This is a genomic window from Mucilaginibacter calamicampi, assembly GCF_042676765.1.
In the GTDB taxonomy this organism is placed as follows: domain Bacteria; phylum Bacteroidota; class Bacteroidia; order Sphingobacteriales; family Sphingobacteriaceae; genus Mucilaginibacter; species Mucilaginibacter calamicampi.
Genome location: NZ_JBHTHU010000005.1, coordinates 105,432 through 125,354, shown reverse-complemented (window position 1 = coordinate 125,354; position 19,923 = coordinate 105,432). Strand labels below are relative to the sequence as shown.

Below are 19,923 nucleotides of genomic sequence, written 5' to 3'. Positions count from 1 at the left end.
ATTTAACAAGTAAACGCTACCTTTATTTATATGAACAGTCGCCGTAAATTTCTTCAATCGGGTGTAGCCCTTGCCGGTTTAAATTTCTTGCCGTCTATCAATCTGTTTGCCGGCCCATCATCTGCATCAATAAAAAAGCCGGCTGATCTTAAGCTGCGCTTTGCGGTAGCATCCGACGGACATTATGCGCAGCCGGGCACAGACGGCGATAAGTTTTACGGCGACCTGATAAAATGGCTGAACAAAGAGCATCAGGATAATCACCTGGATCTGGTAATCATCAATGGCGACCTTGTGCACGACCGCCCCGACCTGCTGCCTAAAATAAAACAAACCTACCTGGATAAATTACCCGTGCCGTGCTATACCGTACCCGGCAACCACGACCATGTTGACGCGGCTATGTGGAAGGCTGTTTTTGGCTATGAGGATAATCACGTAGTTGATAAAGGCGACATTGGTTTTGTATTGGCTAACACCACGGATAAAATGGGCAAATACATTTGTCCTGTTCCGGCTTTTTTAAAAAAATCGCTGGATGATTTTAAAAGCAAGCCCATTGTTTTTGTTGTGCTGCATGTACCACCGCACCAATGGCTACCCGAAGAAAAGGCAAACTTTGTGAGTTGCCCGGATACCATTGAGCTGCTGCATAGCTACCCCAACGTTAAAGCCGTACTACACGGGCACGAGCACACGCTTGATGTGATACGCTATACCGGTAAATTGCCGCACATATTCGACGCGCATTTTGGCGGCAATTGGGGAACTGCTTACAAGGGCTATCGCATTTTTGAGGTTTCTGCTGATAATACCATTAACACTTACCAGGTTAATGCCAGCCAGAGCCCTGTTGTTAACTCGGCGAAGCTTTAATTAATCACGGCACCCGTTTAGAAGATTCTCAACCTGCAACTCGTTTACATTGCAACATACAAACAAATGTCATTGCGAGGTACGAAGCAATCGCACGGAGAAAAATTACATGCAAAGTTCGCGATTGCTTCGTACCTCGCAATGACAAATCAGAGTAAGCGTTAAGCAAAAAGGCCCCGAATCGGGGCCTTCTTGCTTAATATGGATCTTAATTTTACAACATCGTTACTGTCTTTTTAACAATATTACCCGATGTTAAGTTTTTCTCGTCGGGTTGCGAACCGCCAACGCTTAAGGTAAATTTACCTTTTAACGGCGTTATTTTACCATTTGCGTCAGGCAGGGAAAGATCTGCAGCTGATAAAGTAAACGTAAACTCTTTGCGCTCACCTGCTTTTAATGATAAGCGGTTAAAACCCTTTAATGCTTTAAGCGGAGTTTTTTTAGCGTTGTTATTATAAGTTAAATAAAGCTGTGCTACTTCGTCGCCGGCCATTTTGCCGGTATTGGTAACAGCTACTTTAACAGTAACCTTACTACCTTTTTTAACGGCAGTTGGCGCTGCAATAACATCATATTTAAAGTTAGTGTAGCTTAAACCGTAACCAAAGCCATACAATGGCGTACCATTAAAGTAACGGTAGGTACGGTTGGTCATAGAGTAATCGTTAAAATCGGGCAGATCGCTATCGCCCTTATAGAAGGTTACAGGCAGCCTGCCTGCAGGATTATAATCACCAAACAATACATCGGCAACAGCGGTACCTGCTGATTGACCGGCGTACCATGCATTAACAATGCCCGGTATATTCTCGGCCTCCCATGGAATAGCCACGGCGCTACCTGTCATCATTACAAATACAACCGGTTTGCCTGTATTTTTAAAGGCCTTCATCAGTTGTGTTTGAACAGATGGTAACATAATAGATGTTCTGTCGCCACCATCAAAACCAGGATAAGGCACTTTCATTTCTTCACCTTCCAGTTGCGGAGAGATACCGCCTACATAAACAATAGCGTCGGCATCTTTAACACGCTCAACCAATGCGGTAAAGTCTGTTTTTTTGTAGGTACCGGCAGTCATTCTGATGTTAGACTTGCCATCACCTTGCCAAAACTCCAGTTGCAGTTTGTAGGTTTTGCCCGGCTGGGTTACCAGTTTATACTGTTGTGCACCCCAACGGTTACGGGTCCAGATGTTTAATACCTCCTGGCCATCAACAGAAAAGCGCCATCCGTCATCGCCATCAATTTCAAAAGTGATAAAACCTTCGTTACCGGCGGTGTAGTTAGTAGTGTAACGGGCAGAGAAGTTGTTTGCTTTGATAGCTCCGTTTACCGTTTCACCCTCCTGCCAAAAGTGGTTAACCTCAGGCTCAGACGCAACAACCGGCGTTCCTTTTAGATCAACATTGTTAAAATATTCAGCCTTAAAACCCTGGTGTCCATCAATATTATACTGGCGGGAAACATCGCGGTAATCCAGCAAAGTATCATTGGTGAAGTTAATTGCCTTTTCGTAAATTATCTCTGCATTGGGCAACTTGGCTTTAATGCCTTGTAACACGGTTACCCTATCGGTAGGTGTACCATTGTAGTTGCCTAAAATGGCGATGCCATTATCAGCATTGGGGCCAATTACAGCTATCTTTTTTATAGTTTTTTTAAGCGGAAGAACATTACCGGCATTTTTAAGCATTACTATAGACTGGCGCGCCATTTTTAATGCGAGTGCTTTGTGTTCTGCGCTTTCAAGGGTTGATGAAGGTGTTTGCGCGTATTTTACCATCGAAACCGGATCAAACATACCCAGTTTAAAGCGCGTCATAAAAAGGCGTTTAACAGAAACGTCGATATCTTTTTCAGATAAGCGGCCATTTTTTACGGCGGCAATTAATGATAGGTAAGCATCTGTTCCGCACTCTAAATCGGTACCGTGTAACACCGCATCAGCCGAAGCAGTTTCGGCATTAGTATGTGTTTTATGGTTTTTAAAGAAATCATCAATACCCCAGCAATCAGAAGTTACATAACCTTTAAAGCCCCACTGGTTACGTAAAATGTCAACCATCAGCACATCGCTGCCGCAGCAAGGCTGGGTGCGAAATGCGTTATAAGCACACATTACGCCTTCAACATTTGTTTCGGTAACCAATTTTTTGAAAGCAGGCAGGTAAGTATCCCACAGATCGTAATTGCTTACATCCGTATTAAAAACGTGCCTGGTAGGCTCCGGACCACTGTGCACGGCGTAGTGCTTGGCGCATGCTGCCGCTTTAAGGTATTTTGGATCGTTACCCTGCAGGCCTCTTACAAAGAAACTGCCCATAGTTGCGGTCAGATACGGGTCTTCACCGTAAGTTTCCTGGCCACGGCCCCAACGTGGGTCGCGGAAAATGTTAATGTTGGGTGTCCAGTAAGTCAGGCCCATATAGCGCTCGTTATCACGGCCCTGCTCAACTGCTTTGTTATGCACCGCCCTACCCTCTAAAGCGGCATAATCGGCCATTGTAAACAGCGCGTTCCTGTCAAACGAGGCAGCATTTGCAATAGCTTGCGGGTATACGGTTACCTTGTACGGTGTACGGGCAACGCCGTGCAGCACCTCGTTCCACCAATCATAGGCCGGTATACCCAGGCGCTTTATTGCTGGTGCAGAATTAAGCATCTGGCTAACTTTTTCTTCAAGCGTCATGCGTTTAACCAGATCGTTAACGCGGGTGGTAAAGCTAAGCTTTGTGTTTTGGTAGGGATATTTTGCCGTTTGCGCTAAAAGCGTGCAGGGCAAAAAAATCAATGCAAATAATAAATGCCTGTAATTAAATCTCATAATGGTTGTTGTTTATTGAGTATAAAAGCTGGGTACTTTTGGTTGGGTTTATAGGTTAACAATTAGCTAAGTACAAAATCCTTCGCTAAATTAATTTTTTTACAGATAAACTGTTAAAATTTATTTGCTGGGATTGAGTTAACGTTTAGGGTAGCATTAAAAATCAAACAACATTACACGTAGCGATGGGTTTGAAACCCATCGCTATACAACAACTTGTATACACCCTTAAGTTTTAATTTGTCTTTTTATCTGCTACATTTGCATTAACTGATTTTATTATTTCCATGAAGAAAACCTATTTATTAGCGACGGGCATAGTATGCCTTGTCGCATCAGCATTTATTATTGACAATCAGCAGTCCGACCTTCCTGTAAAATATATTGATCCGGTTAATATGGATCCTTCGGTTAAACCCGGAGATGATTTTTACGCTTACGCCAACGGCGGCTGGACCAAAAACAACGTTATCCCGGCTAAGCAAACTGCCTGGGGTGGTTTTAACGTGTTGATACAGGAAAACACAGACAAGCTAATTGCAATGGTTGACGCCGTAAGCAAAATGCCTGCACAGCCTAAAGGAAGCTTAAAACAACGCGTGGGCGATCTGTATGCCAGCGGTATGGATAGCATTGCCATTGAAAAGCGTGGCTACAACCCCATAAAACCACTGTTGGCACGCGTTAATAAAATAACGGACATTAATGGCGTATTGAACGAGGTAGCACTTGCCCGTGTAAACGGCGAAGGCGGCACACTGTTTAGCTTTGGCGTGGCACGCGATTCAAAAAATCCGGCTCATTATATGATAGATGCCGATCAGGGAGGTACTACCCTTGCCGATCGGGATTATTATTTAAAAGACGATGCCCGTACAAAAACAATCCGCGAAGCGTATAAAAAATACATTGTTAGTTTGTTTACGCTAACCGGCTCAAAAGGAGCTACGGCCGAAAAAAATGCGGATATAATTTTGAGCATGGAGACTACCCTGGCCAAAGCGCAAATGAGCCGGGTTGACCGCCGCGACCCTAACCTTACTTATCATAAATATAAGGTGAGCGATTTTAACAAGAAAACGCCGCATTTAAACTGGACCAAGCTAAGCGTATTGATGAAAGCGACGCCACAAGACAGCATCCTGGTAGACGACCCCGACTTTTTTAAAACTGCAGATGAAATGGTGGCAACCATCCCGGTATCGCAATGGAAAGTTTACCTAACCTGGAACATCCTTAAAAACAACACCGCTACTTTAAGTAAGCCCTTTGTTGATGCCCGCTTTGCATTTAACAAAGTGCTTACCGGCCAAACCGTACAAGCACCGCGCAATGAGCGTATGGCTAATTTGGTAGATGGCAGCGTAGGCGAATTATTGGGGCAACTATATGTACAAAAATACTTCACCCCTGCTGCTAAACAACGCATGTTAAACCTGGTAAACAACCTTAAAGTAGCGCTGGGCGAACGTTTGCAGGGACTGGAATGGATGAGCCCCGAAACCAAGACCAAAGCGCTTAAAAAGCTAAACGCTTTTACGGTTAAGATAGGGTATCCTGATAAATGGGAGAACTATGACGGATTGGTTATTAACCGTAACGACTACTTCGGCAATGTTAACCGTATTGCAGCATGGCGTTATAACTATAATATTACCCGCTTAGGTAAAAAGGTTGACAAAGGCCGCTGGAGCATGACCCCGCCTACTGTAAATGCTTATTACAGTTCGCAGAATAACGAGATAGTTTTCCCTGCGGGGATCTTGCAGTTCCCGTTCTTTGCCGAAGGTGCCGATGATGCCTTTAACTATGGCGCCATAGGCGCGGTTATAGGCCACGAAATGACCCACGGCTTTGACGACAAGGGCCGTTTATTTGATGCTGATGGCACCCTGCGCGACTGGTGGACCAAAGACGATAACGACAAATTTACCAAACGGGCAGATCAGGTTGTGGGTCAGTATAACGCGCTTACGGTTTTGGATACCCTACACGTAAATGGTAAGTTAACCCTGGGCGAGAACATTGCCGATCTTGGTGGTGTTAATGTTGCCTACCAGGCATTCAAAAAAACCAAACAAGGTAATTCAAACGAGAAAATTGATGGCTTTACGCCTGATCAGCGTTTCTTTTTGGCTTACGCGCAGGTTTGGCGCAGCATTATGCGTCCAGAGGCAACTGCACAAAGGATAACAACAGATACGCACTCGCCTGCCTCGCACAGGGTTAACGCGCCTATCACTAATATTGATGCATGGTATACCGCGTTTAATGTTAAACCGGGTGATAAAATGTACAAAGCACCTGCCGATAGGATAAGGGTGTGGTAATTAGTTGACTAGAGACTAGTTGATTAGAGATCAGTTTTCTATCATAAATGGAAAGAGCCCCGCTTATTAAATAAGCGGGGCTTTTTATTCATTATAAATCACCGTGGTTTATCTGAGCAGCCAACTCCTCAACCCAACTTGCAAAATAGGGTTCTGTGCCGTCAATACGCTGCCATTGCGCCTCAGCATCTTTAGCAATAACAAGTATGAGCGATTCGTCAATTGATGTAAAACGGTAAACACCATTAGGCATATGTTTTACCACACCGCTTACCTGGCCATCCGAGCCGGTTAACGTAGCGTTAAATTCTGTAAAGTTCATAACAATACAACAGCCTTTCGGTACTTGTGTTTCATTAAACTTGAAAGGGAGAATCAAGGTTAAAATCAATAGCCAGAAGTTACCCGCCTGATTTACGACTTTTTTACCCCGCCTAAAAACCTACTTTTACAGGCAAATTGTGAATTACAAAAATGTTAATAACCCACAATCAACTTAATGGTAATTATAGGTTATTCAGCTATGAATAAAATCCTTATCACAATTATAAACCTTGATAAAAATGTTAATAACTACAATTTACATGTTAACAACCTGTTTATAAAAGCAATTAAAAAAATTTGCAAAAATTGAACATTGTCCCGATATTGAAATCATCAAGAACGACGTACATTGACAGCCTCACAGGACAACAGAAAGTGAAATCGGGCAAATCTTCGGAGGAGCTAAGGATCACGGGAAAGCCTGAACTGATACAAAATGACAAGCCCGAGAGGGTATGACAAAGCGTACGGTTAGCGGGGTATTATTAGCAAAACGATTACTCTATGGAGGAAAGCAGCGCAAATAATGACCTTGAAGCAATTGGAGCTAAAACCATCGGGAACTATTAAAAATCCGCAAGGACATATGATAGATCAGCGGTAGCGCAGGAAAGATAGGTTAGTCCGTTTAGGCGGGCAGCAACAGATCAAGTAAAGCGAAACCAGAATTATTAATAACCCTCGGGTTGTAGGTAAGCGGTTGGATGAAGCGAAGATGAGAGCAGGTCGGTAATGTTACACAAAACTTGATGCTTTATAATCGACTACGGTTGACGATAAAGTTAAAAACGGGAGATCCACTTGAAAGAGCCGGACTCCCGTTTTGCTTTTTAAAGGATTTTTTGATTTCGAATTTCGGATGTTCAATTTCGGATTTTGATAGTTGGGGAGCTTTTGATCAAAATATTAAATAGGCTTTAAAACACTTCCGACCATGATATGCGTTTAATAATATTAACTGTACTTATATTTTTTTCTTTTGCGTTTTCTTCTCTAGGTCAGGGTAATGGGCTTTACGCTTTCATTGGAAAAAATAATAAATATGGCTTTATAGATAAGTATGGTAATGTTAAAGTAAAACCCAATTATTTGCGCGTTAACGACTTTAGCGATGGATTGTGCTTTGTTTCTAAAGAAGTTTCATCAAAAGGCTACAAATGGATATGTATTGACACTGTAGGAAATGAGGTTTTTGACATAAAGGACAATTTTCCTGAAACCGGTTTCAGAGAAAGCTTTGCCAGAATAAGTAGTTTTACAGAACAATGGTTCATTAACAAGAAGGGTAAAAAAGTTTTTGATAAGACATGGAAAGATGGCCAGGGAAATTTCAAAAATGGCGTAGCTTTCGTAAGTGATGTAGAATTCACTGATTTTTATCCAATAGATACAAATGGAAAGAGGTTAGAAAACTCAACTTATTCACGAATCATTGTCAATAGCAAATTGGCCGATCCTGTTGAAGCCAATAAAGATACTTTGGTTAAATTCAAACAGGACAGCTTATGGGGATTTAAAAATTTAAAAGGCGACGTTATTATCCCACCAACATTCTATTTAGTTGACAGATTTGAAAATGGCTTATGTGGGGTACGGATTCATTATGCACCATTTGTTACTATAAATGATTTCTATTTGGATGCAATAATTAATATAAAAGGTCAGCTTGTTAATCAAGTACCCATGCATTGCTACCTTGGCTTCCAAGGTGATTTAATTGTTTATTACGGGGGTTTTCATTTTTCGGGAGGCATTTATTACCTGGATAAAAATGGACGGAAAGTTATTCCTAAAGAGTAGTACTCAAATATTTTAAAACGATAATTCCCAATTTTAAGATTTTCTTCTGCTACAAGAATCCCCTCAAACTGCATTTACTGTTTATAAGTTGAGTGTTAACAACCGTTCGTAATTACGAGGTACGAAGCAATCTAAAACCCTGCGATGACCCATAAATTCGAGATCCGACATGCGAAATCCGAGATCCCACCCATGTTAACAACCCCACCTCCCCTGTTAACAACCTGTTTATAAAAACGCGTAAAAAAATTTGCAAAACCAATAGGGCCTTGCGATATTAGAATCATCGGGAACGACGTACTTTAACAGCCTTACAGGAATAACGGAAAGTGAATCGGGCAAATCTTCGGAAGCGTCAAAGATCATGGGACCGCCTGATTTACACAAAACAAAAACGGCGACAGCCGCAGAAACTGCAATGTAATTTGGATAAGGTATTATTTAGCCCTGCTATTTTTACGGAGATAAGCAGCGGTGATAATGACTTCGCACCAGGCAGCACCCGCAAGGGAACGCCCGCCTAAGCAAGCCGGTTATAGCTACAAAAACCTGATTACTTTATGCCCGGCCACGGTTGAGCTAAAGTTTGAAACGGGAGACCCATCGCAAGATGCGGGCTCCTGTTTTGCTTTAGGGGTATTTGGTCAATTGCCCTTATCTTTATACCGCAACCTTTAAACACGTTTTTTATGAATGACAGTCACACAACCTGGACGGCGGTAGACACCTATTTTAATAACCTGCTTCTCCCTGCCGACCAATATCTTGATGTTGCCCTAAGCGATGCTGCTGAAGCAGGAATGCCCATGCACAACGTAAGCCCCAGCCAGGGTCAGTTGATCGCGCTGTTAATGCGTATGCACCAATCCAAATCTGTACTTGAAATTGGAACGCTGGGCGGCTACAGCACTATTTGGATAGCAAGAGCTTTACCCGAGGGCGGCCGGGTTATTTCTCTTGAGATAGACCCCACACGGGCCGAGGTTGCTCGTAAAAGTATAGCGAGGGCAGGCTTGGATAATAAGGTTGAGATTATAACAGGTGCTGCCGTTGATACCCTGCCAACTTTGGCGGCAAAAGGCTATGCCCCCTTTGACTTTATTTTTATTGATGCCGATAAACCCAGCAATCCCATTTATTTAGAGTGGGCCTTAAAACTCTCCCGCGCCGGCACGGTGATCTTTGCAGACAATGTGGTGCGAAACGGAGCCGTAACCAATGCTGACAGCGATGATGCTAACGTAAAGGGCGTGCAGCAATTTACTGAACTGATTGCCAAAGAAACCCGGTTAAGTGCTACCGCTATACAGACCGTAGGTGAAAAAGGTTATGATGGCTTCATTTTGGCTATTGTGCAATCTTAGCAGGATAGTCAGAAATATTTTAAGGCATATTTAATAATGTGATAAAGAGACATTTTAAAATAAAATCTATAAAAAAGATAGATTTTATAGATTTTTCTTGGATATATTAAAAATGCCATTTACATTTGTTGTGTCTGCTGATGCAGATAGAAAAACACAGTATGTCAGTTAAAGATATTATAAGCTATTTTTTGATGCGAATGCGCATAGCACAACACGGCATGTGTTGCTGCTGTTGCTGCTAATCTCCCGCGGTTTAACCGCTTAATGCATCAGGTAAAAATACTTTAATATCAATTTTCCATGTTCACATCTTCTTTCAGGTTTACAGCACGCGTTTTTACGCTAAGCTTTTTGGCTGTACCCTTATCAATACTGCTAAGCTCATGGGCTGGTTTTAAGCCAGGCAATTCATTTGTCGCAAAAACAAGCGTCCATTCTATATCCTTTAATAACAAACAATATATCTACAATGCTGCTACCGGGTATCTCCCAATAAAAAACGGCAACAAGCTTGCTGCCAAAATATTTTACTCGGCTTATACCTTAAACAGCCAGGCCAACCGCCCTGTTACCTTTGTGTTTAATGGCGGCCCTGGCTCTGCCTCAATATGGCTGCACATGGGGGCTTTAGCACCGGTAAGGGTTAAAAGCGGCAATGCAGCTTATAGCAATAACCCGCAAACCTGGTTGGGTTTTACTGATCTGGTTTTTATTGATCCCGTAGGCACCGGCTACAGCCGTGCTGCCGAAGGCGTTAACGAAAACCAATTCTTTGGTTTTAATGAAGATGTAAACGCTATAGCCAACTTTGTTGATCAATACTTAAAAGGTACTAACCGTGGCCAGAGTGATATATACCTGGCAGGCGAAAGCTATGGCGGTGCCCGCGCTGTGGGTTTAGCGGCGGAGCTGCAAAACAATTACAAAATAAAGGTGACGGGGTTAACACTGATCTCGCCGGCCTTAAATTATCAAAGCCTTAGTTTTAAGGCAGGTAAAGATGATGCCTATCCACTTTACTTACCCACTTACGCTATGATAGCGCAATACCACAACCGGCTAACGCCGAAGCTGCAAGCGCTTAGTCCGCAAGCTTTAGCAAGTAAGGCTAAAGCTTTTGCCAACGGCACATATCTTGATCTGCTTAATGGCGATACCACAGCATTGGCGCATACTTTAGATACACTTAGCTATTTTACCGGCATAGATAAAACCTGGCTAAAGCAACACAATGGCCGCATAACAGACCATGAGTTTGCCCGCCTGGTATTAAACGAGGGCGGCAGCAAAACCGGAATTTTTGATGCCCGCGTTGCAGGCACCGATAAAAAGGGCGACCCAAGCGAAGCTGCCTTACGCACTATTTACCCTAAGGCACTTACGCGTTACTTTAAAACAGAGCTAAAGTATGTAAATGAGCTCCCCTATCGCGCTACTATTTCTGTTGCCGATTGGAACTTCGGCTCAAAAAAACCTGATTATTACCTTAATGTGGTGCCAACGCTTAAACAGCTTATACAAGGCAATGCCGCGCTAAAAGTACATGTGGTTGGTGGTTACTATGATCTGGCTACTCCTGTTGAAACCATTAAGCAAGCAGTGGCCGATGCCGGTGGCGCGCAAATAAGCAGCAACTACTACTATGCGGGGCACATGATATATACAGACGATAAGGTTAACGCTTTATTTTATGCTGATAGTAAAACCTTTTATGCCAACAGGAAGAATTAAATAATACAAGGCGGAGTGACCGAGTGGCTAGGTGGGAGTCTGCAAAACTCTTTACAATGGTTCGAACCCATTCTCACGCCTCTCTCTTCATTTGGTTTATAATTGGTTAAGTAAATGCCCCTGCCCATCAGGGGCTTTACTTTTTTTACAAGCCGAAACCGTAAGCCACGCGCAAACCAATTATGCCATCGCTGTAATTGTTGCCGCTAAAGTTTTCAAAGCGCGCGCCTATATCCCATTTTTTGGTAGCGTAACCTATACCCGGCGACCATAAAAAGTGTTTGGATTGGCCGCGCTCAGCAACTTCGAATGCTGCACCCACCTCTCCGGCTATATAAAAGTTGCCGCCTACAAAATATTTGACACCTACTTTAATCGGAATGATGTCTGATTTGTATTTAGAGACAGCGCCCGGATAGTAACCATATTCGGGGTAAGTACGCGTTTTAGGAAAAAAATGGTAGAGACCGCTGGTAAAGGTTAAAGCAACCTTGTCTGACAAGCCGTACTGTAACCGTGGGGTTAAACCCAGCCCGAAATTGGCAACGTCTGCAGTATTACCTACCGGCAAAAGCCCCTCTACCCCGATACCGAACCGGAATTTGCTTGCCGGGACAGACTGCGCCTTTGCGTTAACACATATAAATAGCGTTAATGCCACTAAAACTGCGCTTAATGATTTTGATGTTTTGGTTTTCATGATATTTAGTTTTGTTAAATAAAGAAAACTAAACGGCCTGTTCGGCCTATTAGGTATTGCAGCAGATGTTAAACATTGTTAAATACCGGGAAGGCAAGTTAACGCGACGCGAACAGCCTTGTATTTGTCCAAACCGGCCCCTGCGCAACAGTTGTGATACTTTATTTTTGGAGTAATTAGTTAAATACAAAATGAGAAAAGTAGTTTACGGGATCAACCTAACGGCCGACGGCTGCTGCGACCACACCAAGGGTATAGCCGGAGAAGATATTCACGAATATTTTACCAACCTTTTGAAAGATGTAGACCTGATAGTATATGGCCGAATTACATACGAGCTAATGGTGCCTTACTGGCCCGATGCGGCCATGAACCAATCAGGCTCAAAAACAAATATTGAGTTTGCACAAACATTTAACGCTATACCAAAAATAGTTTTTTCGCGCACATTGCTAAATGCTCCGGCAGATACTACTATAATTCGTGGTAATCTGGCTGATGAGATTGTAAAACTTAAAAACCAACCGGCAAAAATATTTCTATTGGTGGAGTCGACCTCCCATCGCAATTAATTGCTCTTGGCCTGGTAGATGAATTTTACTTTGTGATTCACCCTGTATTGGCCGGAGAAGGCAGACGATTATTGATTAATACTAATTTTGCTGATCAGTTTAACCTGAAACTGGTAGAGTGGAAACACCTTCCCTCAGGATGTATGGCACTCCAATATTCAAAACTTTAAGCGCTTACTACAGCATCTCGTTTCATCACATAAGTGACAGAAATATTTTTTCAAATAAATTTGCGTAACCATTTACTTACATATAAATTTGCGTAATCAAATGATTACACATTTATGGCAGCAGAAGCAAGACGTGACGTTTTTCAGGCAATATCTGATCCAACCAGGCGCGAGATATTAGGATTAATAGCATTTGAGCCAAAGAGCTTAAATACCATTGCTGAAAATTTTGACATCAGCAGACCGGCTATATCCAACCACATAAAAATTTTAACAGAATGCGGCATGGTGGTTATTAAGCAGCGGGGCAGGGAGCGCTATTGCGAAGCAAAGCTTGACGGTTTGGGCGAAGTGTCAACATGGATAGATCAATATCGCCAATTCTGGATGGAGCGGTTAGATTCTTTGGACCAATACATAAAAAACGTACAAAATAAAAATCACAAAAAATGATAGATCAACCAACACAAGGGCTAAAAATAGTCCGGCATTTTAATGCACCGCAAGATGTAGTATTTGAGGCTTTTGCCAACGCCGATGCAATGGGCGCATGGTGGGGGCCGGCAGGTATGTCAATATTAGTTAACGAATTTGAATTTATCCCCGGCGGAAAATTTCATTATAAATTGGAAGCTAATGGTCAAATTATGTGGGGTCTGTTTAGATATGTTAGTATTAACAGACCAGACATGATCGAGTTTATCAGCTCATTTTCTGACGAGCAGGGTAATATATGCACCTCTCCCTTCCCTATGGATTTTCCGTTGGAGATTCTTAATATAATAACTTTAACCGAGGCTGACGGTAGAACAACACTAACATTGCAGGGCCATCCGGTTAATGCAACAGCCGCACAGGAGCAAACCTACGCATCTATTAAAGACAATATGCAGCAAGGCTTTAGCGGTACGTTTGACAAGTTAGACCAATATCTGGATTCACTTAATAACTAAAAATTCTCAGCGTCTCTGCGTCTGCTTTGCGAACTCAGTGGTTAATTTTACCGCAGAGTCAGCAAGGCAGACACTGAGATCAAAATATATTAGCCAATCTGCTTTTGATAATGCATGGCAACTACCCCGCAAGCAAATGTTTTAGTTTCTATTAAATTGAGTTTGGTTATTGCGGGTACATCCTTAAACAGCGGAATTCCCTGTCCTAATAAAACCGGGTTTACAAATAACCAAAACTCATCAACCAATCCCTCTTTGAGTAAGGAATGAGAAGCCCGCGGACTGCCGAAGATCAAAATATCCTTACCGTCACGGTTTTTCAAATCGTTAATGTTATCAGCAAGATGGTCGCCAATAACTGTGGTGTTAACCAATCCCTCCTGGCTCAACGTTGTTGACAAAACAACTTTATTAACCTGGCTATACCAAGCTGCATGCGCTATGGTATGCCTGGAAGCATTTGGGTTGTCGGCGGCAGTGGGCCAGTAAGCCTGCATCATCTCGTACGTCACCCGGCCGTAAAGTGCAGTGTCGGCATTTGGCGTCATCGTATCAACTAAATCAAATATCTCGTCGTTTATAGTTATCCAATTCATTTCGCCGTTAGGCCCGCCTACAAAGCCATCAAGCGAGGTATGCATAAAGAAAATCAGGTTTCTCATTAGTTAGTTTTTATATTGGTTGATATTCTTCAAAAGTAAAGCATTGCATCTTTTTTAAAGCGGGCTAACGCGACAAAATAAAAGGCTACCTGCGCCATATTAAGCCCCCTAGTAAATAACAAATTTGTTACTTTAGTGTATTACACCGTAACAAACCCGAAGCACAATATTTTTTTTAGGCGTGGTTTTGTACGTTTGCTAAATCGATTGCGTAATTAAAAAAACAACCCAATACTAAAATTAATCATGAACAAAACAAACAAATTCTCTTTGCCGGCCATAGCTTTTGTAGTTGCATTAGCACTACAATTGAACACCGGTAACGCTTTGGCACAAGGTCCGGGCCAGGGTGGTCCGGGTGCAGGCAGTCCGGGTGCGGGTGCTCCCGGTGGTCAGGTTCCTATCAATCCCGCAGGTCCGGGTGGTCCGGGCGGCCCGGGCGGTTTCGGCGGCCGGGGAAGCAGGCTTCCTCCTATTCCGTTGGCAGAAGATACCACCCACAGTATAACCAAACACTTTACCCCATCTACCCCTGTTAAAAAGGCACCTGATGCAAAAGGATTTATTCAGCGTTGGTTGGTATTAGATCCTATCAAGAAAAATCTTCGCGGCAACAGCGCCATTACCGAAACCTACCTTAAGACAAGCTTTGCTACAGAGAATTTTTCGCAGGATTATAACATGATCCCTAAAAACAATTCAACCGTAACAATTGGCACCCAGGAGTTGGCGTGGCATGCTTTAGACAGCAAATCGTTTAACTTTAATTTATACCATTTTAGCTACGCTACAAATAAGCAGCGGGCCGGCGTATTCTTTTGGCTGGTAACAGTTATTAACTGTACCGAAGAGATTAAAAACGTAAGATTGGCTGCAGGCGTTAATTCCGGCGGCGCGTTTTGGTTAAATGGCACCCAGGTGCTTACCATTCCGGGCGATAAGGATATTATTGTGGATAACGTAGCTTCTCCGCTTATAACGCTTAAAAAAGGTAAAAACGTGCTTCGCGCGGCAATTATAAACGGACAGGGTCTGTGCAACTTTGTAGCTCGTTTTATTGACGACAAAGGCGCGCCGGTGAAAAATTACACCCTTAGCTACGAATAAAGATTGTTAGTCCATTTAAGGTAAAAACTCATTCTGAAACAGAATTTATAATGAAAAAAAATAAACTCATCGGTCTAACGCTCTTATTAGTAGCATCGATAACGCAAACAATAACTGCACAAGTAGGAAGACCCGGCATTCACGACCCATCAACCATAGTTGAAGACAAAGGCAAATTTTACACTTTTGGCACCGGCGGTGGTGGCATAATATCAGACGATGGATGGAAATGGTACGGCGGCGGTGTTCGTCCCGGTGGTGGTGCTGCACCCGATGCCATTAAAATTGGCGACCGCTACCTGATAGCTTATGGCGCAACCGGAGGCGGCGGCGACCACAAAGGCATCATTTACACCATGTGGAACAAAACGCTGGATCCGAAATCGCCGGATTTTAAGTATTCCGAGCCGGTTATTGTTGCCACATCTGACGGTTATGAAGAAAATGACGCCATTGACCCCGGCATGATGCTTGACCCCACTACAGGCAGGTTATACCTGGTTTATGGTACTTATTTTGGCTACATACGCCAGGTAGAGCTTGACCCTAAAACAGGAAAACGTGTAGCAGGCAATAAACCTATTAACGTAGCCATAGTTTGCGAAGCCGCGGATATGATCTATCAGGACGGCTGGTACTATCTATTGGGTACCCATGGCACTTGCTGCGCCGGTGCTAACTCAACTTATAACATTGTAGTGGGCCGCTCAAAAAGCGTATCAGGTCCGTTTATGGACAACGTAGGCCGCAGCATGTTAGAAGGTGGTGGTAAAGTAGTAGCGGCTACCACAAGCGAAACACTGATCGCTCCCGGTCACTTTGGGCGCGTGGTGTTAGAGAAAGGTGTTGAAAAAATGTCGTTTCACTGGGAAGCGGACCTTAACCAGGGCGGAGCCAGTGTGTTAGGCATTTTACCCATAGTTTGGAAAAACGGCTGGCCCGTGGCAGGCGAAAATATAAAACCCGGCAATTACATGATCCAATCAGAACGGAGAGGTTATAGCCTGGAATTGGCAGTTGATCCGGTAGATATGGCACGCGGTGGCGGTGGATTTGGCGGAGGTGGCCGTGGTGCCGCAGGCCCGGTAAAACCTGTTGCGGTACAGCAGTTAGCTGACGCCAACAAAAATTGGCCAACCGGCGACATCGCTATTAGAATTAGCGATTATGTAGGTCGTCCGCACCAAAAATGGAACATTAGTCCTGCACCTGATTCAAGCGGTTACCTTGGCGGTCCGTACTATAAAATAGTTGTAGCCGGCTCAGACAGGGCACTGGCAGCAACTGCCGACATGAACGTAATAAGCGTACCTAAGTTTACCGGCGCGCCTGAGCAATTATGGCGCATAGACCAGTTAACTGACGGAACCTACCGCATAATGCCTAAGGCAATTCCAAACTCTACAGAGAAATTTGCGCTGGTATCAGTAGGCGACGGCACACCGGCATTGTACAAATTTGATATGAATAGCGATAATTCTAAATGGAATTTTAAGCTGCAGCAATAATGTGATTTCACCGGTTTTTGGGTGATTTCACTGATTAAGAAAAGGCTTTCCGGTTTTCGGGAAGCCTTTTTAGTTAATTAAAAAATCGTTTAGCTATGGGGTTGGCCAATATCTTAGTGATAGCCAGACCTGCTCCGTAGGGCGTAAAATGATCCTTGTCAAACATGTAAGGGCCATAATCAGTGCCCAGTGCCGGCAAGGTAGTTTTGTTAATGATCTCTATATAATATGGCTTAAATTTTTGCTTCATAAAATTGTTTACATTATAACAGTCTTTGTTAACATAAACGTCGGTTAGCTTTTTATTAAACTGCAGTTCCTTGGCCTTTAATACCGGATAGGTAACACTGTAAATTTCGTTTTGGCCTATTAAAATGGTGTTTATATTGAATGTTTTAAGGTAAGCTAACGTAGAATCCAGGTCTTTTTGCAACACACTGCGCTTACCCCTGTTAACCCAATTAGCACTAATGATCACGCCATCAATTTTATCCGCATTTTTTGCTACAAATACTTTAAAGGTATAATTCATCAGTTCCCTGCAAAGTCTCTTTCCTTTTTTCTGATCTATAAAAGGCGAACATCCGCTTGCCGTAGCAACCATTATATTAATGTTCTGATCTTTAAAACGCGCCCTGAAAGCCTCAGACAGATCTGCCGAATGACTATCGCCTATCAACAAAAAATTCTTACCTGCCGGGCTTATACTCAGGCAAGCGGCTTCGTTAAACTCGCCTATAACTTTATGCTTGGTTGTTAAAAAGCATCCCCTGCTATCGATTCTTGTATCGTACGGGTGCCGTTTAATATAACCGGCAACCATAAGCGCATCGTGCTTAAACGCTATTTTATTTACCTCGAAATAAGAGAATGACCCGGTAACTATTAGCAGCACCAGCGCTCCAACCAGGATAGGCCTGTTACCGCTATAGTTAAATGATTCGATGTATTTGAATGATAAATAACCCAGAACAAAAGAGATTGCCGTTAACGAAATAACTGTTGTTGGGTTTAGCGAAAAGCCCAGATACTGTGCAATAACATATACCGGCCAATGCCATAAATACAAGGAATAAGATATTTTACCGGTAAACTGCACAACGCCAAACCGCAGCGCCTTAAAACCGCAATTCGCCGCAATAATCAAAAACGCCGCGAATACCGGGATAATGGTGTAGCCGCCCGGCCAATCCATGCTGCTTTTTAACAAGTAGAAACACAAAAATATGGCCAGATAACCTGCAATGGCTATTATCTGCCGTATAAGTAATTTGATTTTTTGCGCCATGTCCTCGCACAAAAAAGCCAGTCCGCCTAACATCATTTCCCAGGCACGGCTATGTAGTAAAAAAAACGATCCGTCTTTATCAACTGTGGTATACCATATTGCTACCGCGTAGCCTGCCAGTGTAACCGCTATAAAAGCGTAGATGTATTGCGCTTTGCTTTTAATAAATTGGTTTACCAGCAGTAAAATGATGGGATAAATAATATAAAACTGCCACTCTACAGATAAGGACCAGGTGTGGAGAAGTATATTGGTGTCAGACGCATCTGCAAAATAACCCGCACTTTTCCAGTAAACCAGGTTGGAGATAAACAAAATACTGGCGGCTGCATTCTGCTCATTCACCTGGTAATTAACCGGGAAATAAATAAAGAAGCCAACAATTGTAAGCCCGAGCACCAAACCCAATAGTGCGGGTACAATTCTTTTAAATCGCCTGCCGTAAAATTCTAAGATGGAAAAATTATCGCGGTGCAGGCCGTTGATAATTATTTTACTCATCAGGTAGCCGGATATAACAAAGAAAACGTCGACCCCGGCAAAACCACCATCCAAATAAGGCACTTTGTAATGAAACAGCAGCACACCTATAACAGCTATTGCTCTTAAGGCATTTATATCATACCTAAAATTTAGTTGCTTGGTGTGGCTCATTAATATTTAATGCGGATGGTGGAAGGTACAATCGCTTTTAGCACGGGCAAAATTAACACTTAGCAGGTTATTTTTTGCATCTCACCTAATGGATATAAAATTACGCTTAATGGTCTTTAACAAATCCGTTACATCCATCTGATATACAAATAAGTGAATGGCTCTGCACTTATTTAAACACCATTTTTGTAAGTTTACTTTATCGATTTCGTAAATCATTAACAATTATTATAAACCATATTTACATGAACAAAAAATTACTTTTGCCTGCCGTGGCGTTTGCAGTTTTACTAGGATTGCAAACAATTGCCATTAACGCTTTTGCACAAGGGCCCGGCCCGGGCGGCCCGGGCGGCCCTGCTGGTCCCAGCGCAGCTGGCGCCAGACGCGGACCAAGCTTGCCACCCATACCGCTGGCCGGCGATACCTCCCACTCCATAACCCGGTTTTTCACCCCATCCACCCCAATAAAAAAGGCTCCAGACGCCGGTGGATTTATTCAACGCTGGCTGGTGCTTGAACCTGTTAAGAAAAACGATAAGGGTAATAGCCTGATGACAGAAAGCTATTTAAAAACAACGCTTGCCGCTAATAACTTTTCTGCAGATTATAACAGCATTCCTACAAACGGCGAAACCATACGGCTTGCCGGCCAGGACCTGAAATGGCGCGCTTTAGACAGCAGGGATTTTAACTTCAATTTATTCCATTTAAGCTATGCAACCAATACTACGCGCAACGGCGTACTGTACTGGTTGGTTACGGTTATCAATTGCAACGAAGACATTAAAAACGTACGCTTATCTGCCGGGCCAAATTCGGCGGGTATGTTTTGGGTGAATGGAAATGAAGTACTAATTGTACCGGGAGATAAGGATGTGATAGCAGATCTGGCTACCTCTTCGCCATTAACGCTTAAAAAGGGCAAGAATGTTGTTCGTGTGGCTATTATGAACGGGCAAGGCATGGCTAATTTCTGCCTTCGCTTTCTAAATGAAAACGGATCACCGGTAAAAAACTTCACCACCAGCTACGAATAGTCTTAATCCAT

18 protein-coding genes and 1 tRNA gene are annotated in these 19,923 nt (G+C 43.1%); 14 read left to right on the top strand and 5 right to left on the bottom strand.

Annotated elements, in window-relative coordinates; all coding sequences use genetic code 11:
• The first annotated feature begins 30 nt into the window (after window positions 1–30).
• Window positions 31–876 carry a metallophosphoesterase family protein gene (locus tag ACFQZS_RS06175; protein WP_377098332.1) on the top strand — a complete coding sequence of 282 codons (846 nt, stop codon included), beginning with the start codon at window positions 31–33 and terminating at the stop codon, window positions 874–876.
• A 214-nt stretch (window positions 877–1,090) separates the two neighbouring features.
• Here the strand turns inward: ACFQZS_RS06175 and ACFQZS_RS06170 are convergent, their stop codons facing one another.
• Window positions 1,091–3,706, bottom strand: a complete 2,616-nt coding sequence (locus tag ACFQZS_RS06170; RefSeq protein WP_377098330.1) for a glycoside hydrolase family 3 C-terminal domain-containing protein — start codon at window positions 3,704–3,706, stop codon at window positions 1,091–1,093.
• A gap of 287 nt (window positions 3,707–3,993) precedes the next feature.
• Between ACFQZS_RS06170 and ACFQZS_RS06165 the strand changes: the two genes are divergently transcribed.
• Entirely contained in the window at window positions 3,994–6,036 is a 2,043-nt protein-coding gene (locus ACFQZS_RS06165) for a M13 family metallopeptidase (protein ID WP_377098328.1), read from the top strand.
• A 91-nt stretch (window positions 6,037–6,127) separates the two neighbouring features.
• On the opposite strand, the gene ACFQZS_RS06160 is transcribed toward ACFQZS_RS06165, so the two are convergent.
• A complete protein-coding gene (locus ACFQZS_RS06160) occupies window positions 6,128–6,358 on the bottom strand; it encodes a hypothetical protein (RefSeq protein WP_377098327.1) in 231 nt (76 codons plus the stop codon).
• Between the two features lie 941 nt (window positions 6,359–7,299).
• Between ACFQZS_RS06160 and ACFQZS_RS06155 the strand changes: the two genes are divergently transcribed.
• The 5 genes from ACFQZS_RS06155 to ACFQZS_RS06135 all read left to right on the top strand — a co-directional run bounded on the left by ACFQZS_RS06155 (window position 7,300) and on the right by ACFQZS_RS06135 (window position 11,339).
• Window positions 7,300–8,160 carry a WG repeat-containing protein gene (locus ACFQZS_RS06155; RefSeq protein WP_377098325.1) on the top strand — a complete coding sequence of 287 codons (861 nt, stop codon included), beginning with the start codon at window positions 7,300–7,302 and terminating at the stop codon, window positions 8,158–8,160.
• A gap of 480 nt (window positions 8,161–8,640) precedes the next feature.
• Window positions 8,641–8,838, top strand: coding sequence for a hypothetical protein (locus ACFQZS_RS06150; protein WP_377098323.1), 198 nt, complete (start codon window positions 8,641–8,643; stop codon window positions 8,836–8,838).
• Between the two features lie 11 nt (window positions 8,839–8,849).
• Window positions 8,850–9,524: an O-methyltransferase gene (locus tag ACFQZS_RS06145; protein WP_377098321.1), complete on the top strand. Its 675-nt coding sequence runs from the start codon at window positions 8,850–8,852 to the stop codon at window positions 9,522–9,524.
• A 303-nt stretch (window positions 9,525–9,827) separates the two neighbouring features.
• Window positions 9,828–11,258 carry a S10 family serine carboxypeptidase-like protein gene (locus ACFQZS_RS06140; protein WP_377098319.1) on the top strand — a complete coding sequence of 477 codons (1,431 nt, stop codon included), beginning with the start codon at window positions 9,828–9,830 and terminating at the stop codon, window positions 11,256–11,258.
• Window positions 11,259–11,267: 9 nt separating this feature from the next.
• Window positions 11,268–11,339: transfer RNA gene (locus ACFQZS_RS06135), tRNA-Cys, on the top strand.
• A gap of 64 nt (window positions 11,340–11,403) precedes the next feature.
• Here ACFQZS_RS06135 and ACFQZS_RS06130 read toward each other — a convergent pair.
• A complete protein-coding gene (locus ACFQZS_RS06130) occupies window positions 11,404–11,958 on the bottom strand; it encodes a hypothetical protein (protein ID WP_377098317.1) in 555 nt (184 codons plus the stop codon).
• A gap of 191 nt (window positions 11,959–12,149) precedes the next feature.
• Between ACFQZS_RS06130 and ACFQZS_RS06125 the strand changes: the two genes are divergently transcribed.
• The 4 genes from ACFQZS_RS06125 to ACFQZS_RS06110 all read left to right on the top strand — a co-directional run bounded on the left by ACFQZS_RS06125 (window position 12,150) and on the right by ACFQZS_RS06110 (window position 13,653).
• Entirely contained in the window at window positions 12,150–12,530 is a 381-nt protein-coding gene (locus ACFQZS_RS06125; RefSeq protein ID WP_377098315.1) for a dihydrofolate reductase family protein, read from the top strand.
• A 32-nt stretch (window positions 12,531–12,562) separates the two neighbouring features.
• Window positions 12,563–12,700, top strand: a complete 138-nt coding sequence (locus ACFQZS_RS06120) for a hypothetical protein (protein ID WP_377098314.1) — start codon at window positions 12,563–12,565, stop codon at window positions 12,698–12,700.
• A 114-nt stretch (window positions 12,701–12,814) separates the two neighbouring features.
• A complete protein-coding gene (locus tag ACFQZS_RS06115; RefSeq protein WP_377098312.1) occupies window positions 12,815–13,153 on the top strand; it encodes an ArsR/SmtB family transcription factor in 339 nt (112 codons plus the stop codon).
• Window positions 13,150–13,653 (top strand): SRPBCC family protein, encoded by a 504-nt coding sequence (locus ACFQZS_RS06110; RefSeq protein WP_377098310.1) that lies wholly within the window; start codon window positions 13,150–13,152, stop codon window positions 13,651–13,653. The genes ACFQZS_RS06115 and ACFQZS_RS06110 overlap by 4 nt, the downstream gene beginning before the upstream one ends.
• 89 nt (window positions 13,654–13,742) lie before the next feature.
• On the opposite strand, the gene ACFQZS_RS06105 is transcribed toward ACFQZS_RS06110, so the two are convergent.
• Window positions 13,743–14,315 (bottom strand): dihydrofolate reductase family protein, encoded by a 573-nt coding sequence (locus ACFQZS_RS06105; RefSeq protein ID WP_377098308.1) that lies wholly within the window; start codon window positions 14,313–14,315, stop codon window positions 13,743–13,745.
• A gap of 246 nt (window positions 14,316–14,561) precedes the next feature.
• Here ACFQZS_RS06105 and ACFQZS_RS06100 point away from each other — a divergent pair, with 246 nt between their 5' ends.
• Together ACFQZS_RS06100 and ACFQZS_RS06095 are read left to right on the top strand one after the other, a co-directional pair.
• Complete coding sequence (locus tag ACFQZS_RS06100) at window positions 14,562–15,422, top strand: hypothetical protein (protein ID WP_377098306.1); 861 nt, start codon at window positions 14,562–14,564, stop codon at window positions 15,420–15,422.
• Between the two features lie 50 nt (window positions 15,423–15,472).
• Window positions 15,473–16,930 carry a family 43 glycosylhydrolase gene (locus ACFQZS_RS06095; protein ID WP_377098304.1) on the top strand — a complete coding sequence of 486 codons (1,458 nt, stop codon included), beginning with the start codon at window positions 15,473–15,475 and terminating at the stop codon, window positions 16,928–16,930.
• 73 nt (window positions 16,931–17,003) lie between these two features.
• Here the strand turns inward: ACFQZS_RS06095 and ACFQZS_RS06090 are convergent, their stop codons facing one another.
• Window positions 17,004–18,872, bottom strand: a complete 1,869-nt coding sequence (locus ACFQZS_RS06090; protein WP_377098302.1) for an acyltransferase family protein — start codon at window positions 18,870–18,872, stop codon at window positions 17,004–17,006.
• 245 nt (window positions 18,873–19,117) lie between these two features.
• On the opposite strand from ACFQZS_RS06090, the gene ACFQZS_RS06085 reads away from it, so the two are divergent.
• Window positions 19,118–19,912, top strand: a complete 795-nt coding sequence (locus tag ACFQZS_RS06085) for a hypothetical protein (RefSeq protein WP_377098300.1) — start codon at window positions 19,118–19,120, stop codon at window positions 19,910–19,912.
• Window positions 19,913–19,923: the final 11 nt, after the last annotated feature.